General features: G+C 61.6%; 16 protein-coding genes and 1 pseudogene. 2 read left to right on the plus strand and 15 right to left on the minus strand.

All coding sequences use genetic code 11. The features are described 5' to 3' along the window. Positions 1 to 78: 78 nt before the first annotated feature. The 3 genes from ntrC to dusB are packed head-to-tail and all read right to left on the minus strand — an operon-like array spanning position 79 to position 3,711. A complete protein-coding gene (ntrC, locus tag SPHINGO391_RS10795; RefSeq protein WP_152008833.1) occupies positions 79 to 1,530 on the minus strand; it encodes a nitrogen regulation protein NR(I) in 1,452 nt (483 codons plus the stop codon). 4 nt (positions 1,531 to 1,534) lie between these two features. Further along, positions 1,535 to 2,644, minus strand: a complete 1,110-nt coding sequence (locus SPHINGO391_RS10800; protein WP_152011524.1) for a nitrogen regulation protein NR(II) — start codon at positions 2,642 to 2,644, stop codon at positions 1,535 to 1,537. A gap of 50 nt (positions 2,645 to 2,694) precedes the next feature. Beyond that, positions 2,695 to 3,711, minus strand: a complete 1,017-nt coding sequence (gene dusB / locus SPHINGO391_RS10805; protein WP_152008834.1) for a tRNA dihydrouridine synthase DusB — start codon at positions 3,709 to 3,711, stop codon at positions 2,695 to 2,697. A 195-nt stretch (positions 3,712 to 3,906) separates the two neighbouring features. Here dusB and ispF point away from each other — a divergent pair. Then, a pseudogene (gene ispF, locus SPHINGO391_RS10810) lies at positions 3,907 to 4,410 on the plus strand (2-C-methyl-D-erythritol 2,4-cyclodiphosphate synthase); the annotation flags it as partial. Beyond that, positions 4,407 to 4,961, plus strand: coding sequence for a CinA family protein (locus SPHINGO391_RS10815; protein ID WP_152008835.1), 555 nt, complete (start codon positions 4,407 to 4,409; stop codon positions 4,959 to 4,961). The pseudogene ispF and the gene SPHINGO391_RS10815, both read left to right, overlap by 4 nt. Here the strand turns inward: SPHINGO391_RS10815 and SPHINGO391_RS10820 are convergent. The 12 genes from SPHINGO391_RS10820 to SPHINGO391_RS10875 form a co-directional block, all read right to left on the minus strand. Beyond that, complete coding sequence (locus SPHINGO391_RS10820; RefSeq protein WP_152008836.1) at positions 4,937 to 5,398, minus strand: type II toxin-antitoxin system RatA family toxin; 462 nt, start codon at positions 5,396 to 5,398, stop codon at positions 4,937 to 4,939. The two genes, SPHINGO391_RS10815 and SPHINGO391_RS10820, sit on opposite strands and share 25 nt — an antisense overlap. 4 nt (positions 5,399 to 5,402) lie before the next feature. Further along, a complete protein-coding gene (lipA, locus tag SPHINGO391_RS10825) occupies positions 5,403 to 6,380 on the minus strand; it encodes a lipoyl synthase (RefSeq protein ID WP_152008837.1) in 978 nt (325 codons plus the stop codon). 27 nt (positions 6,381 to 6,407) lie between these two features. Further along, a complete protein-coding gene (locus SPHINGO391_RS10830; protein ID WP_152008838.1) occupies positions 6,408 to 6,686 on the minus strand; it encodes a GlsB/YeaQ/YmgE family stress response membrane protein in 279 nt (92 codons plus the stop codon). Further along, the gene (locus SPHINGO391_RS10835) at positions 6,686 to 6,937 is read right to left on the minus strand and encodes a hypothetical protein (protein ID WP_152008839.1); all 252 of its coding nucleotides are present in this window, start codon (positions 6,935 to 6,937) and stop codon (positions 6,686 to 6,688) included. Before SPHINGO391_RS10835 ends, SPHINGO391_RS10830 begins: the two co-directional genes overlap by 1 nt. Continuing rightward, positions 6,934 to 8,379 carry a dihydrolipoyl dehydrogenase gene (gene lpdA / locus SPHINGO391_RS10840; RefSeq protein ID WP_152008840.1) on the minus strand — a complete coding sequence of 482 codons (1,446 nt, stop codon included), beginning with the start codon at positions 8,377 to 8,379 and terminating at the stop codon, positions 6,934 to 6,936. The genes SPHINGO391_RS10835 and lpdA overlap by 4 nt, the downstream gene beginning before the upstream one ends. Before the next feature lie 75 nt (positions 8,380 to 8,454). Next, the gene (locus SPHINGO391_RS10845) at positions 8,455 to 8,691 is read right to left on the minus strand and encodes a YdcH family protein (protein ID WP_152008841.1); all 237 of its coding nucleotides are present in this window, start codon (positions 8,689 to 8,691) and stop codon (positions 8,455 to 8,457) included. Positions 8,692 to 8,777: 86 nt separating this feature from the next. Next, the gene (locus SPHINGO391_RS10850) at positions 8,778 to 9,416 is read right to left on the minus strand and encodes an SGNH/GDSL hydrolase family protein (RefSeq protein ID WP_152008842.1); all 639 of its coding nucleotides are present in this window, start codon (positions 9,414 to 9,416) and stop codon (positions 8,778 to 8,780) included. Between the two features lie 39 nt (positions 9,417 to 9,455). Beyond that, positions 9,456 to 10,004 carry a DUF308 domain-containing protein gene (locus SPHINGO391_RS10855; RefSeq protein WP_152008843.1) on the minus strand — a complete coding sequence of 183 codons (549 nt, stop codon included), beginning with the start codon at positions 10,002 to 10,004 and terminating at the stop codon, positions 9,456 to 9,458. A gap of 35 nt (positions 10,005 to 10,039) precedes the next feature. Next, positions 10,040 to 11,422, minus strand: a complete 1,383-nt coding sequence (locus SPHINGO391_RS10860) for a pyruvate dehydrogenase complex dihydrolipoamide acetyltransferase (RefSeq protein ID WP_152008844.1) — start codon at positions 11,420 to 11,422, stop codon at positions 10,040 to 10,042. Between the two features lie 14 nt (positions 11,423 to 11,436). Next, positions 11,437 to 12,831, minus strand: coding sequence for a pyruvate dehydrogenase complex E1 component subunit beta (locus SPHINGO391_RS10865; RefSeq protein WP_152008845.1), 1,395 nt, complete (start codon positions 12,829 to 12,831; stop codon positions 11,437 to 11,439). A 14-nt stretch (positions 12,832 to 12,845) separates the two neighbouring features. Further along, a complete protein-coding gene (pdhA, locus tag SPHINGO391_RS10870; RefSeq protein WP_152008846.1) occupies positions 12,846 to 13,883 on the minus strand; it encodes a pyruvate dehydrogenase (acetyl-transferring) E1 component subunit alpha in 1,038 nt (345 codons plus the stop codon). A 147-nt stretch (positions 13,884 to 14,030) separates the two neighbouring features. Next, positions 14,031 to 14,339, minus strand: a complete 309-nt coding sequence (locus SPHINGO391_RS10875; RefSeq protein WP_152008847.1) for a septum formation initiator family protein — start codon at positions 14,337 to 14,339, stop codon at positions 14,031 to 14,033. Positions 14,340 to 14,501 lie beyond the last annotated feature (162 nt).

Consider the following 14,501-nt stretch of genomic DNA (forward strand, 5'->3'; position numbering starts at 1 on the left):
GCGAACAAGCAACAGAATGTGGCGAAAATGCAACTTCAGGGCAAGGCGTGTCAAGCGGTGCCGTGGCGATCGGGAAAATCAGACCGGGCGCGGTGACCGGTAGACCGTGACGCCAAGTTCGCGGATTTTCTTGCGCAGCGTGTTGCGGTTGAGGCCGAGCAGATCGGCCGCCTTGATCTGGTTGCCTCGCGTCGCGGTCAGCGCGGCAAGAATCAGCGGATACTCTACCTCCTCCAACACCCGCTGGTACAAACCGGAAGGTGGCAGATCCTCGCCGAACCCTGCGAAATAGCGGCGCATGTTCTCTTCCACCGACTGGGCGATTGTTGCCGGGCCCATTGAGGTCGACCCTTGCGGCGAGGCCGGTTCAGGCGATTCGATACGAAGCTCATTGTCGATGATTTCGCGGGTGATCACGTCCTGCGGGTAGAGTGCCATGACGCGGCGGACGACGTTTTCGAGTTCACGCACGTTGCCAGGCCAGGGGTAAGCCTTGAGCAATTCCAGGGCTTCGCCGTCGAACCGCTTTGCGTCGAGCCCTTCGCCAACCGCATGGCGGACGAAATGACGGACGAGATCCGGCACATCCTCGGCCCGGTCCCTCAGAGCGGGGAGCCGCAGGGGAACAACGTTGAGACGATAGTAAAGATCCTCACGGAAAAGGCCCTGGTTGATCAGGATCTTGAGGTCCTTGTTGGTGGCAGCGACGATCCGCACATCGGTCTTGATCGGCGTGCGACCGCCAACGGTGGTGTATTCCCCCTGCTGCAGCACGCGCAGAAGCCTTGTTTGCGCATCCATCGGCATGTCGCCGATCTCGTCAAGGAAAAGGGTACCGCCTTCCGCCTGCTCGAAACGGCCGGTGGACTTGTTCTGGGCACCGGTAAAGGCGCCCTTCTCATGTCCGAACAGCTCCGATTCGATCAGGTCGCGCGGGATGGCCGCCATGTTGATGGCAACGAACGGGCCGTTGCGGCGCTTGCCGTAGTCATGCAACGCGCGCGCCACCAGTTCCTTGCCGGTACCGGATTCACCGGTGATCATCAGCGTCAGATCTGTCTGCATCAACCGGGCCAGAACCCGGTAGATTTCCTGCATGGCGGCCGAACGGCCGACCAGCGGCATGCCCTCTGTGGTTTCCTCGGGCTGGGCTGCCAGCTTGCGTGGCTCCGACAGCGCCCGGCCGATGGTGCCGATCATCTCGGTCAGGTCGAACGGTTTGGGCAGGTAATCATAGGCGCCGCCTTCCGACGCCTTGATCGCTGTCATGAAGGTGTTTTGCGCGCTCATAACCAGCACCGGCAGATCCGGGCGGGCGCGGCGGATGCGCGGCAGCATGTCGAAGGCATTCTCATCGGGCATCACCACATCGGTGATGACGAGATCGCCATCGCCGGCAGACACCCAGCGCCACAGCGTCGCAGCATTGGAGGTAATGCGCACATCGTAGCCTGCGCGGGTCAGTGCCTGGTTGAGAACGGTGCGGATGGCCGCGTCATCGTCTGCTACAAGAATGGTCGCTTTGCCCATCGGTTCAGTCCTTTTCTCCGGGCACGCTGCCCTCGGCAGAAGACAACGGCTTTGGTGGCCGGCCGTCGGGCGAAACCGGCATCAGTATGCGGAAGGTGGTCTTGCGGCCCTGGCTGTCGCATTCGACGATGCCGCCATGTCCGCCAACAATTTTCGCGACCAGGGCAAGTCCCAGTCCGGATCCGTTGGTCTTGGTGGTGATGAACGGGTCAAACAGGTGCGAGACCAGGTCGGCCGGTACACCGGGGCCATTGTCCTGAACGCAGAATTCGAGCGGCAACGAGACTTTTTCGCGAGTTCCCGCCACGGACAGCTTGATCCCCGGACGATAGGCCGTGGTCAGGACGATCTCACCCTCAGGATCCTCGCCGATGGCTTCGGCGGCGTTCTTGACCAGGTTGAGGAAGACCTGGACCAGCTGGTCGCGATTGGCATAGACCGAAGGCAGCGACGGATCGTAGAGCTCGACGAACCTGATCTTGCGGGCAAACCCCGCCTTGGCAACCGCCTTGACGTGATCGAGCACGGAATGGATGTTCACCGGAACCCGGTCGACCGGACGCTCGTCGGAGAAAATCTCCATGCGATCAACAAGCGAGACGATACGGTCGGTCTCGTCGCGGATCAGCCGGGCCAGCGCGCGGTCCTCGTCACCCACCGACATTTCGAGCAGCTGCGCTGCGCCGCGAATGCCCGACAGCGGGTTCTTGATCTCGTGCGCCAGCATCGACGCAAGACCAGTCACCGAGCGTGCGGCGGCACGATGGGTGAGCTGGCGGTCGATCTTGTCCGCCATCGAACGTTCCTGGAAGACCACCACGACATTTCCGGGCAGGCCCGCGACCGGCGCGACATAAAGATCGACCAGCTTGTCGCTGCCAAGGCGGGGTGAACTGAGATCGACCCGGTATTCGTTGACCGCCGCACGGCGCTCACGCACCTGTTCGATGAGTTCGAGCAGCGGGCTTCCAAACGGGATAAACGCGTCGAGCTTGTGCCGGCCGAGATGAGCGGCGCTGGCTGCAAAGAAGGATTCAGCCTCCCAATTGGCGAAACAGACAACGCTGTTGGCGTCAACCATGATCACCGGGTGCTGAATGGCGTTGAGCACCATGCTGGCGGTGTCCGCTTCAATCGTGGCAACCTGATCGGCAAGCTTTTCACTCACGCGGCACTCTCCATCAGCGAGGGTGAACTGACTGCGGCATCAAGCACCTCGGCGAAGATCCCCTGAACCTCATCGGCGCTATCGGACGTCATCAGCCTGACCTTCCGCGAATCCGGCGTTTGTGGCGCCAGTGTTTCCAGATACCAGCCGATATGCTTGCGGGCGTGGCGGACCCCGACATCTTCGCCGTAATGGCTGATCATCATTCCGTAATGCTCAAGAGCCACGGCATTGCGTGCCGCACGATCCACAGGAACGTCGGCCGATCCGGCGAGTTCGCCGCAAATCCACGGCTGGCCCTGCGCGGCGCGTCCGACCATCACCGCATCGGCACCCGAGCGGCGCAGGCACTCATCGATATCGGCGCGTGAGGTCACATCGCCATTGGCGATCAACGGGACAGCAACCGCCTCACGGACGCGGGCGATGGCGTCCCAATCGGCGGTGCCCTTGTAAAACTGCATGCGGGTGCGACCGTGAATGGTGATCATTCTCACGCCGGCAGCTTCCGCCCGTGCGGCGATCAACGGCGCATTGAGGTTGTCGTGATCCCAACCGAGCCGCATCTTGAGGGTCACGGGCACCGAGACCGCATTGACCGTGGCTTCTATCAGCCCGAGCGCGTGATCGGGATCGCGCATCAGCGCCGATCCCGAATAGCCGCCCGTCACCTTCTTGGCGGGGCACCCCATGTTGATGTCGATCATCGCTGCACCGCTGGCTTCGGCAATCCTTGCGGCTTCGCCCATCCAGCGGGCCTCGCGGCCGGCGAGCTGCACCACATGAGGATTGATGCCATCACCACGCAGCCGGGCGAGCGATTCGCGGTTGTCGGTCACCAGTTCCCGGCTCGCCACCATCTCGGTGAAGACCAGCCCTGCCCCGTGCCGCCAGGCCAATTGCCTGAATGGCAGGTCGGAAATACCGGACAACGGCGCCAGAAACACGCGGTTCCTGGCGGTCACCGGCCCGATCTCAAGTGGCTGGCTGAGTGTAGGCTGACTATTTTGCATGCGTACAGTGCAACTTTCTTTGTTGCCGCTTTTTTAGACAAATATGCCGGGATTGCCAAGGCGAATTCACTCGCCAGTCGAGAAAAATGCAAAAGATCTTTTTTCCGGTTAACGCAAGCCCTAAACACGTGACAACGCAAGCATCCGCCACCGCCCCATACGCCGGAGAAAACTGACATGGTCACCGAAACGAGCGCACTTCCCTCCCTGCCTGATGTGCGTACCGGCAATGGCTATGACGTGCACCGGCTGGTTCCGGGCGCTTTCGTGACGTTGTGCGGCGTGGAAATACCGCATGATCAACGCCTCGACGGCCATTCCGACGCAGATGTGGGGCTGCATGCGCTGACCGATGCCTTGCTGGCGACCTGCGGCGCGGGCGATATCGGCGATCATTTTCCGCCATCGGATCCGCAATGGCGCGGCGCGGCCTCGGAGATCTTTCTCGCGCACGCGGCAAGCATCGTCCGCGAGGCCGGCGGCGTGATCATGAATGCGGATGTTTCCCTGATCGCCGAAGCCCCGAAAATCGGTCCGCACCGGCTCGAGATGCGACAGGCACTAGCCCGCATTCTCGGCATTTCGCTTGAGCGCTGCTCGGTGAAGGCGACCACCAACGAGATGATCGGCTTCATCGGCCGCCGCGAAGGCATCGCCGCGATCGCCACAGCCACCGTGGTTTTTGGGGAGCGGACATGAACACGCCGGAAGAACTGGACGAGCTACGCACGGAATGCCGCAACCTGGCGCAGCAGATCATCGATATTTTTCCGGAGAACAAGGCGATGGTGGCGACGGCGGAATCCTGTACCGGCGGATTGATTGCCGGCGCAATCACCGACATTGCCGGTTCTTCGACTGTGTTCGACCGGGGGTTCGTCACCTACTCGAACGAGGCCAAGCAGGACATGCTGGGTGTCCGCGAAACCACACTCGCAGCCTTCGGTGCGGTCTCGGCGCAGGTGGCAACCGAAATGGTGCTTGGCGCCCGGCGCAAATCGCGGGCGGATTTCGCGGTCTCGGTGACTGGCGTTGCCGGCCCCGGCGGCGGTTCGCCGCAAAAACCTGTCGGACTTGTGTGGATGGGATTGTCAGGCCCGGGTGATCTGACCAGCGCCGTCGAATTGCGCTGGAACCCGGAGTGGAGCCGGGACATGATCCGCGCCGCCACGGTTCGCGCGGCACTCGAAGCCCTGCTGGGCCGCGCCGCCCTCGCTCGGCGTCCTCAGGACACCCCGACTTCTCCATAGATCTCGCGGGCCCGTTTTTCGAAGGCCTCGGCGAACATGCGGAAGGCGCGATCGAACATCGACCCCATCAGGGCGCCCAGCACCCTGCTCTTGAACTCGTAATCAATGAAGAAGCAGACTTCGCAGCCGCCGTTGTCGCGCGGCTCGAAACGCCATTCATTGGTGAGGTACTTGAACGGGCCATCGAGATACTTGACGTCGATCGCCAATTCCTCGGCCTTGAGCAGCACCTGGCTGGTGAACGTCTCGCGGATTGCCTTGTAGCCCACCGTCATGTCGGCGATCAGAAGCGTCTTGCCGTCACGCTCCTTGCGCGACCGGACGGTGAGCGCCTCACACAGCGGCAGGAACTCGGGATACTGCTCGACATCGGCCACCAGATCGAACATTTGGCGCGGTGAATGAGGGACAGGGCGGGAGGTCTTATAGGTTGGCATGGTATCAGTTGTGGGTGCCCGCAGCTGCCATGCGCGCATCCCGGTTGGCCTTGAGCCTGGCGAAATCGTCGCCGGCGTGGTGCGACGAACGTGTCAGCGGGCTTGAAGAGACCATGAGGAAGCCCTTGGTGTAGGCGATCTTCTCGTAGCTCTTGAAGTCCTCGGGCGTGACGTAGCTCATGACCTCGTGGTGCTTGCGCGTCGGCTGCAGGTACTGCCCGATTGTCATGAAATCGACGTCGGCGGAGCGCAGATCGTCCATCAGTTGCAGCACTTCGTTACGCTCTTCACCCAGGCCGACCATGATGCCGGACTTTGTGAACATGGTCGGGTCGAGCTCCTTGACCCGCTGCAGAAGCCTCAGCGAATGGAAATAGCGCGCGCCGGGACGGACGGTGAGATAGTTGCCGGGCACGGTCTCAAGATTGTGGTTGAAGACGTCGGGCTTGGCTGCGACCACGCGTTCGAGCGCGCCAGGCTTGCGCAGGAAATCGGGCGTCAGGATCTCGATGGTGGTTTCCGGCGACGCGGCACGGATAGCCCAGATCACCTTCTCGAAGTGCTCGGCACCGCCGTCATCGAGATCGTCGCGGTCGACCGAGGTGATGACGACGTGCATCAGCCCCATCTCGCGAACCGCCTTGGCGACGTTTTCCGGCTCGTTCATATCCAGCGGATTGGGCTTGCCGGTGATGACGTTGCAGAAGGCGCAGGCGCGGGTGCAGATCTCGCCCATAATCATGAAGGTGGCGTGCTTCTTGTCCCAGCACTCGCCGATATTGGGGCAGCCGGCTTCCTCGCAGACGGTGACGAGGTTGTGCTCCTTCACAATCGAGCGGGTTTCCTGATACCCCTTTGACGTCGGCGCCTTGACCCGGATCCATTCCGGCTTGCGCTTGACCTCGGTATCGGGCCGGTTCTGCTTTTCCGGATGCCGGACGCGTTTTGCGACCGGTGTTGTGGCGTCGAGAATGGTGACCATGATGCGGTCCTTTATCTTTCGTGTGTTTCAGCCGCGCTTCGAGCGTCCGAAGAGCCAGAGGATGAGGATGGCGCCGAGGATGGCGACGACCAGGTTTCCGGCAAAACCGTAGTAGTTGATGTTGAGCACACCGGCGAGCGCGCTGCCGACAAAGGAGCCGGCGATACCGACGAGCATGTTGGTCAACAGTCCGTGGTCGCGGTTCATGGCCCGTTCGGCGACATAGCCGGCGATCAGGCCGACCAGCAGCAGGCCGAAAAAGCCCAGACCCGGCATTGCCATGAATCCCATCTGGTATTCCATCATCACCGTCTGTCTCCATTGGCCGCAGCATGCAGCGCACGCATGATCAACCAGAATGTAAGGCCGAGCAGCAGCCCCATCAATGCCAGGATGGCTGAAACAGCGGCAATTCCGGCCACTCCCTCAAGCTGAACCGTGCCGAATTCCACCGCGCCACGCCCGCGGAGGGCGGCGATGCCGGCGACTGCGCCCAATCCTGCCCCGCCGAGCGCCGGTATTACGACGAGGTTGGGCAGCCGCGCCCTTATCGTCACGCGTTCAACGCCCGTCCATAGGCGTCGAGCACGCTTTCCTTCAGTGTTTCGGAAATGGTCGGGTGCGGGAAGATGGTGTGCATCAGGTCTTCCTCGGTGGTTTCGAGGTTCATGGCAACCACAAAGCCCTGGATCAGCTCGGTGACTTCGGCACCGACCAGATGCGCGCCCAGCAACTCGCCGGTCTTCTTGTCGAAGATGGTCTTGACCATGCCCTGGTCTTCACCAAGCGCAATCGCCTTGCCGTTGGCGACGAACGGGAAACGGCCGACGCGGATGTCGCGGCCCTGCTCTTTTGCCTTCGCCTCGGTCAGGCCGACGGACGCCACTTGTGGGTTGCAATAGGTGCAGCCAGGGATCTTGAGCTTGTCCATCGGATGAACATTGGGCAGGCCGGCAATCTTCTCGACGCAGATGACGGCTTCGTGCTCGGCCTTGTGTGCCAGCATCGGCGGACCTGCGACATCGCCGATGGCGTAGATGCCCGGCACATTGGTCTTGCCGTAGCCGTCAATGACGATGCAACCACGGTCGGTCTTCACGCCGAGGGCTTCGAGACCGATGTCCTCGATGTTGCCCTGCACGCCAACGGCGGAAATCATCCGGTCGGCGGTGATCTTCTCGACCTTGCCGTCCTTGAGCTCGACATGAGCGGTCACGGAATCCGATCCCTTTTCGACCTTGGTGACCTTGGCCTCGAGCAGGATCTTCATGCCCTGCTTGTCGAACTGCTTCTTGGCGAAGGCGGAGATTTCCGCGTCCTCGACCGGCATAACGGTCTTCATCACCTCGACCACGGTCACGTCGACGCCCATGGTCCGGTAGAACGAAGCGAATTCGATGCCGATGGCGCCGGAGCCCATGACCAGCAGCGATTTCGGCATCTTCTCGGGCTTCATCGCCTCGAAATAGGTCCAGATCAGCTTGCCGTCCGGCTCGATACCGGGCAGGGCACGCGGCCGGGCGCCGGTGGCGACGATGATGTGCTTGGCGGTGTAGGTGCCCTCGCCCAGCGTGTTCTTGGGGATCGGTCCCTGCGGCTCGACGATCTTCTTGGTTGTCTTGGAGACCACGATCTCGCCCGGCTTGGTGAGTTTGGCCTCGCCCCAGATGATATCGACCTTGTTCTTCTTCATGAGGAAGCCGACACCACCGTTCATCCGCTCGGCAATGCCGCGCGAGCGCTTGACGATGGCCTGAAGATCCGGCGTCACCGTGCCTTCGAGTTTCAGGCCATAATTCTTGGCGTGTTCGCTAAGGTGCAGCACTTCGGCAGAGCGCAGCAGTGCTTTTGTCGGGATGCAGCCCCAGTTCGAGCAGATACCGGCGAGATGCTCGCGCTCGACCACGGCGGTCTTGAGGCCGAGCTGGGCGGCACGGATGGCTGCGATGTATCCGCCGGGGCCGGAACCGATGATGATCACGTCGTAATTGTTTGACACGCCTCGTCTCCTCTATGTCAGGGCGGACGGACCAACGTCCGCCCCGCCATCTGCACGGGGCGCGTCGCGGCCGTCTCAGCCCGCCAGCATCCCGTAGATTTCGTCCTTGAGCCTCAGGCGCTCCTTGCGCATCGATTCCATGTTGAAATCGTCCGTCGGCTCTATGTTGGTTTCGGCGCGGTGAACGGCCCGGTTGATGTCGTGATAGGCATCAAAGAGTTTGGCGAAATGGGCGTCAGCCTGTTTCAACTCATGCATTTTCGCGACGTGCTCGGGAAACTCCTCCGCCAGTTCGTGGGGCGTGTGCGACATCAATCATCTCCTCGTTGGTGTGTTGATGACTGCACTCTATCCGCCCGAAGTCCTTGTTCTCCTTGACCTTGGTCAATTTCTCACAATTAGTGCCCCAACAGCAGCCGCGCCACCGGTGCCAGCCCGCGCCCGATGGCGCGGGTGTTGTCTGCGTCCAGATGCACGCCGTCGATGCACGAACACCGGGCAACCGAGCTCGCGTCGAAAAATCCAGCCCCCATTTCATCGGCCAGATCGGCGTAGAACGAGGCAAGCATCGCCGATTGCTCGACGCCACCCTCGAACATCGCGGCAAAATCCGGGTCTGCCGTTTCGACCAGCGTTGGCGGCGCCACAACGAGGATCTGTGGCACATCCTGCTCGACCGGCCAGTTGTGCAGCCGGACCAGTTGCACCAGCCGCCTGATGCCCTTGGATGCGGCATGGGCGGTCCCGGCAACCACCGGCTTCATGTCATTGGAGCCGAGCATGAGGATCACCAGGTCGAGCGGCGCATGAGAATGCAAAGCCGTAGGCAGCGTGCGGGCTCCGTTGCGATCGCAATCGCCGGTGTAATCGTCAAACACGGTGGTACGGCCATTGAGCCCATCCGCCACAACATGCACGCCCTCACCCAGGGAAGCCGCCAATGCTGACGGCCAGCGGTCCTCAAGCGCATGCCGCGAACGACTTTGCGGATCGTAGCCCCAGGTGAGCGAGTCGCCGTAGCAGAGGACAGTCTTCATCAATCCACCTTCTCGCCATAGAGCCTGTATCGCGACGCGCTAGCTGCCAATTCTGCGAAGCCCCAGAGCAACAAACAGGAACAGGACACCATTGGAAACCAGTTCGATGCCCAGCAGCAGTCCCAGAATGGTTGTCGCCGTTGCCGGCAGCCCGGCAAGGATCATCACACCGAGCACCACCGATACCAGTCCGGAAGCCAGTACCCAGACCCAGCCAGAAGCAGGCCGCAACGCAAGCGCAAACATGGTCTTGGCGACACCTGTGGCGAGGAACAGCACCGCCACCAGGAGCGTCAACGGAATGGCGCCCGCCAGCGGATCGGCGACCAGCACAACGCCGACCAGCAGCGACAATACACCGATACCCAGCGACCAGATGAAGCCCGACCAGTCGCGAACCCGAAAAGCATGGATCACCTGGATGACGCCCTGGATGAGGAACACCCAGCCAGCCAGGGTAACCGCGAAGACAGTCGCGCCGAAGGGGTTGAGCAGCGCCAGAAAGCCGCCCACGATGCAGATCACCGCCAGAACCGCCATCCAGGTCCAGCCTCCGGAAAAGCTTCCGTTCCGATCTTGGTCACTCATCGCGCATGCCCCTTAGGTGTTGGTCGTCAGACCGTTCAGACAAGCATCCCCATCGGGCTTTCGATGTATCCCTTGAAGGCCGCCAGCAGTTCCGCGCCGAGCGCACCATCCACACAGCGATGATCGGTCGAGAGCGTGACGCTCATGACCGTTGCCACCGCCAGCGCGCCGTCCTTGACGACCGCACGCTGTTCGCCTGCGCCGACGGCCAGGATGGTCGCATGCGGCGGGTTGATGACAGCTGCAAAGTCCTTGACGCCCATCATGCCCATGTTGGAAACCGACGAGGTTCCGCCCTGGTATTCCTCGGGCTTGAGCTTGCGCTCCTTGGCGCGCTTGCCCAGATCCTTCATTTCGTTTGAAATCGTCGACAAGGTCTTCTCTTCGGCCGAGCGGATGATCGGCGTGATCAGCCCGCCTGGAATGGAGACGGCGACGCCGACATCGGAATGCTTGTGGATCACCATGTTCTCGTCGGTCCAGGAGACATTGGCATCGGGCACATCGCGCAGGGCGAGAGCCAGCGCCTTGATCACCATGTCATTGACCGAGAGCTTGTAGACCGGCTTATCATCCTTGAGCGGAGCCGCCTTGTTAAGCTCGGAGCGGAGCTTGAGAAGCGCATCGAGTTCGCAATCCACGGTGACGTAGAAATGCGGGATCGTCTGCTTGGATTCCTGCAGGCGGCGGGCAATGGTCTTGCGCATGCCGTCGTGCTTGACGAGCTCGTAGGAGCCCTCGGCGAAGTTCTTGAGAACGACGTCGTCCGACATGCCCTTGGGTGCTGCGACGGCCGGCGCAGCCGAGGCAGCAGCCTGCGGCGCTGCTTCCTTAGCCGGCGCCTTGCCTGTGCCCGAAGCGATAGCTGCCTCGACGTCCTTCTTGACCACGCGGCCATGCGGACCGGAGCCCGAAATCTGTGCCACGTCGACACCGGCATCCCTGGCAATCCTGCGGGCCAGCGGCGAGGAGAATACCCGCTCTCCCGATTGTGTGGTCGGCGCGGGAGACGGTGCGCCAGGATTCTGGTCGCGGATTGGCTTGTCGAGGCCTGCGGCCGGGTCGGACGCCTGCGCCGGTTTTTCGGATTCCTGCTTCGGCGCTTCTGCCTGCTGGGTTTGCGCGGGTGCGGGAGCTGCGTCACCGCTACCCTTGGCCGCATCATCGGTGCTTTCGCCTTCGCCGGCGAGGATGGCGATCACGGCATTGACCTTGACGCCCTCGGTGCCGGCCGGGACGACGATTCTGGCGACCGTGCCTTCATCGACAGCTTCAACTTCCATCGTCGCCTTGTCGGTCTCGATCTCGGCGATCACATCGCCGGGACCCACCTTGTCACCTTCCTTGACCAGCCATTTGGCGAGGTTGCCCTCCTCCATGGTCGGCGACAGGGCGGGCATTGTGATGTTGATAGGCATCTGACAGTCCTCCCTTACGCCGTGTAGGTAACGGCTTTGACGGCGTCGACGATTTCCGCAACGTTCGGCAGCGCGAGCTTCTCGAGATTGGCTGCGTAAGGCATCGGGACATCCTTGCCGGCGATCGTTATGATCGGCGCATCGAGATAATCGAATGCCTGCTGCTGCACGCGGGTGGCGATCTCGGTGCCGACGGAGGACTGCGGATAGCCTTCCTCGACGGTGACCAGGCGACCGGTCTTCTTCACGCTTTCGATCACGGTCGGCAGGTCCATCGGGCGGATGGTCCTGAGATCGATGAGTTCCACATCGATGCCGATGCCGGAGAGCTCCTCCACCGCCTTGACGGCGTAGTTCATGCCGATGCCGAAGGAAACGATGGTGACGTCCTTGCCCTGCTTGTGGATGCGGGCCTTGCCGATCGGCAGCACGAAATCATCCATCTTCGGCACATCGAAGGAATGGCCGTAAAGGATCTCGTTCTCGAGGAAGATCACCGGGTTCGGGTCGCGGATCGCGGCCTTGAGCAGGCCCTTGGCGTCGGCGGCCGTGTAGGGCATCACCACCTTGAGGCCGGGAATGTGGCTGTAACAGGCGGCGTAGCACTGGGAGTGCTGGGCGCCGACGCGGGCAGCCGCGCCATTGGCGCCACGGAAGACGATCGGCGCGCCCATCTGGCCGCCGGACATGTAGAGCGTCTTGGCAGCCGAATTGATGATCTGGTCGATCGCCTGCATGGCGAAGTTGAAGGTCATGAACTCGACGATCGGACGCAGGCCTGCCATGGCAGCACCTACGCCGATACCGGTGAAGCCGTGCTCGGTGATCGGGGTATCGACGACACGACGAGCGCCGAATTCCTGCAACAGGCCCTGAGAGATCTTGTAGGCGCCCTGGTATTCGGCCACTTCCTCGCCCATGAGAAACACGTCTTCATTGGCGCGCATTTCCTCGGCCATGGCGTCGCGCAGGGCTTCGCGCACCGTTGTCGCCACCATCTCCGTGCCATCGGGAATCGACGGATCGGCGGCTGCGGTGTTTTCGACAGGCGCCTTGGGCGCCGCCGGAACAGGTGCGGCAGCTTCCGGTTTTGCTTCCGTTGCCTCTTCGGCAGATGCGGGAGCAGGGTCGGCTTTCTTGCCCGATCCGATGTCGGAGGCGCTTTCGCCTTCTTCGAGCAGCACCGCGATGACCGCGTTGACCTTGACGTTTTCGGTGCCGGCGGGGACCATGATCTTGCCGATCTTGCCCTCGTCGACGGCTTCGACTTCCATCGTAGCCTTGTCGGTTTCGATCTCGGCGATCACGTCGCCGGCCGCAACACTGTCACCTTCGTTCTTGAGCCATTTCGACAGCGTGCCCTCTTCCATGGTCGGGGACAGCGCAGGCATCAGGATATCAATCGGCATGGTGTTCCCTCCCCTTACAGCAGAATGTCGGTGTAGAGCTCGGACGGATCCGGCTCCGGATTGTTCTGGGCGAAGTCAGCCGAATCCGCCACAACATCCCGCACCTTCTTGTCGATGGCCTTGAGGTCGTCTTCGCTGGCGTGCTTGAGTTCGAGCAGCCGTGCCTTGACCTGCTCGATCGGGTCATGCTCGGAGCGCATCTTCTGGACTTCATCCTTGGAGCGGTATTTCGCCGGATCCGACATCGAGTGGCCGCGATAACGGTAGGTCAGCATTTCGAGAATGATCGGACCCTTGCCGGACCGGCAATGAGCAACAGCCTCTACGGCTGCGGCATGCACGGCGCGGACATCCATGCCGTCAACCTGGTGGCCGGGAATGCCGAAGGAGTTGCCGCGCAGCGAGAAGTTCGACTGGGCCGAGGAGCGCGCCGTCGAGGTGCCCATGGCGTAGCGGTTGTTTTCAACGATATAGATCACTGGCAGCTTCCACAGCGCCGCCATGTTGAAGCTCTCGTAGACCTGGCCCTGGTTGGCGGCGCCATCGCCGAAATAGGCGACAGAGACATTGTCATTGCCCCGATACTTGTTGGCAAAGGCCAGACCGGTTCCAAGCGACACCTGGGCGCCGACGATGCCATGGCCGCCGTAGAAGTTCTTGTCCTTGGAGAACATGTGCATCGAGCCGCCCTTGCCGCGGGAGTAGCCTCCCTGGCGGCCGGTCAGCTCGGCCATCACACCGCGGGCTTCCATGCCGGTGGCGAGCATATGGCCATGATCGCGGTAGCCGGTGATGACCTGGTCGCCGTCCTTGAGCGCCATCTGCATGCCAACGACCACGGCTTCCTGGCCGATATAGAGGTGGCAGAACCCGCCGATGAAGCCCATGCCATACAGCTGGCCGGCCTTTTCCTCGAAGCGGCGGATCAGAAGCATCTCGCGATAGGCTTCGAGCTCGGTTTCCTTGTCGAATTCGGTGATCCCGCCGTTCAGCCCGCTCTTTTCAGCCGGCTTCTTGCGGGATGCGGCGGCGGCGCTCTTGCGTGTAGCCATCTCATCCTCCCAATGGTACTTTGAAGTGACCATAGGGAAATTGCAGACGATCAGCAAGCGCATAAACGCATAGCTGATATTCCAACTAAGTACCTGATATTGATTTATATTTTTGAAATTAACCGGCTTCAGGTTAATCAACTGAATTCAGCGGAAATACACGACCTCGTCCTCACGGGCCACGTTCAACAGGGCCCGCGCCCGCTCGTCCAGCATGTCGGCCTCTACCGCGCCGTCGCTCAACAGCATCACCATGCGCTCGAGATGTTGCCTGCGTTCGGTCAGCGTTGCAAGCCGTTCGGACAATTCAACGCGGCGGATTTCAAGCGCCTCGGCAGAATCAAGCCCATAGGCACCGGACCATGAGTGGAAGCCGAAATAGGTGAAGCAGGCAACCGAAAGCGCCGGAACGACCCATCGGCTCCAGTATCGCTTTTTTCTGAACTGTGTCCGCATTCGAAAAACGCCTTACCCCTGCGAGTGAGACAGGATGACAGGCCATGCTTAAGATTGAGTTAGCCATCCGTGCGAATTGCTGCATCGCAAACAAAGAAGCCCGCGTTTTCACGCGGGCTTGAGCCAGGCTGGCCTGGCGGTGCCAGGCATCGGCAAGCATTT

The organism is Hoeflea sp. EC-HK425 (genome assembly GCF_902498795.1).
Classification (GTDB): Bacteria; Pseudomonadota; Alphaproteobacteria; order Rhizobiales; family Rhizobiaceae; genus Hoeflea; species Hoeflea alexandrii.

Excerpts from the sequence above, each read along its gene's own strand:
- ntrC (WP_152008833.1), bottom strand. The coding sequence starts at position 1,530 with ATGGGCAAAGCGACCATTCTTGTAGCAGACGATGACGCGGCCATCCGC.
- SPHINGO391_RS10800 (WP_152011524.1), bottom strand. The coding sequence starts at position 2,644 with ATGGTGCTCAACGCCATTCAGCACCCGGTGATCATGGTTGACGCCAAC.
- dusB (WP_152008834.1), bottom strand. The coding sequence starts at position 3,711 with ATGCAAAATAGTCAGCCTACACTCAGCCAGCCACTTGAGATCGGGCCG.
- SPHINGO391_RS10815 (WP_152008835.1), top strand. The coding sequence starts at position 4,407 with ATGAACACGCCGGAAGAACTGGACGAGCTACGCACGGAATGCCGCAAC.
- SPHINGO391_RS10820 (WP_152008836.1), bottom strand. The coding sequence starts at position 5,398 with ATGCCAACCTATAAGACCTCCCGCCCTGTCCCTCATTCACCGCGCCAA.
- lipA (WP_152008837.1), bottom strand. The coding sequence starts at position 6,380 with ATGGTCACCATTCTCGACGCCACAACACCGGTCGCAAAACGCGTCCGG.
- SPHINGO391_RS10830 (WP_152008838.1), bottom strand. The coding sequence starts at position 6,686 with ATGATGGAATACCAGATGGGATTCATGGCAATGCCGGGTCTGGGCTTT.
- SPHINGO391_RS10845 (WP_152008841.1), bottom strand. The coding sequence starts at position 8,691 with ATGTCGCACACGCCCCACGAACTGGCGGAGGAGTTTCCCGAGCACGTC.
- SPHINGO391_RS10850 (WP_152008842.1), bottom strand. The coding sequence starts at position 9,416 with ATGAAGACTGTCCTCTGCTACGGCGACTCGCTCACCTGGGGCTACGAT.
- SPHINGO391_RS10855 (WP_152008843.1), bottom strand. The coding sequence starts at position 10,004 with ATGAGTGACCAAGATCGGAACGGAAGCTTTTCCGGAGGCTGGACCTGG.
- SPHINGO391_RS10860 (WP_152008844.1), bottom strand. The coding sequence starts at position 11,422 with ATGCCTATCAACATCACAATGCCCGCCCTGTCGCCGACCATGGAGGAG.
- SPHINGO391_RS10865 (WP_152008845.1), bottom strand. The coding sequence starts at position 12,831 with ATGCCGATTGATATCCTGATGCCTGCGCTGTCCCCGACCATGGAAGAG.
- pdhA (WP_152008846.1), bottom strand. The coding sequence starts at position 13,883 with ATGGCTACACGCAAGAGCGCCGCCGCCGCATCCCGCAAGAAGCCGGCT.
- SPHINGO391_RS10875 (WP_152008847.1), bottom strand. The coding sequence starts at position 14,339 with ATGCGGACACAGTTCAGAAAAAAGCGATACTGGAGCCGATGGGTCGTT.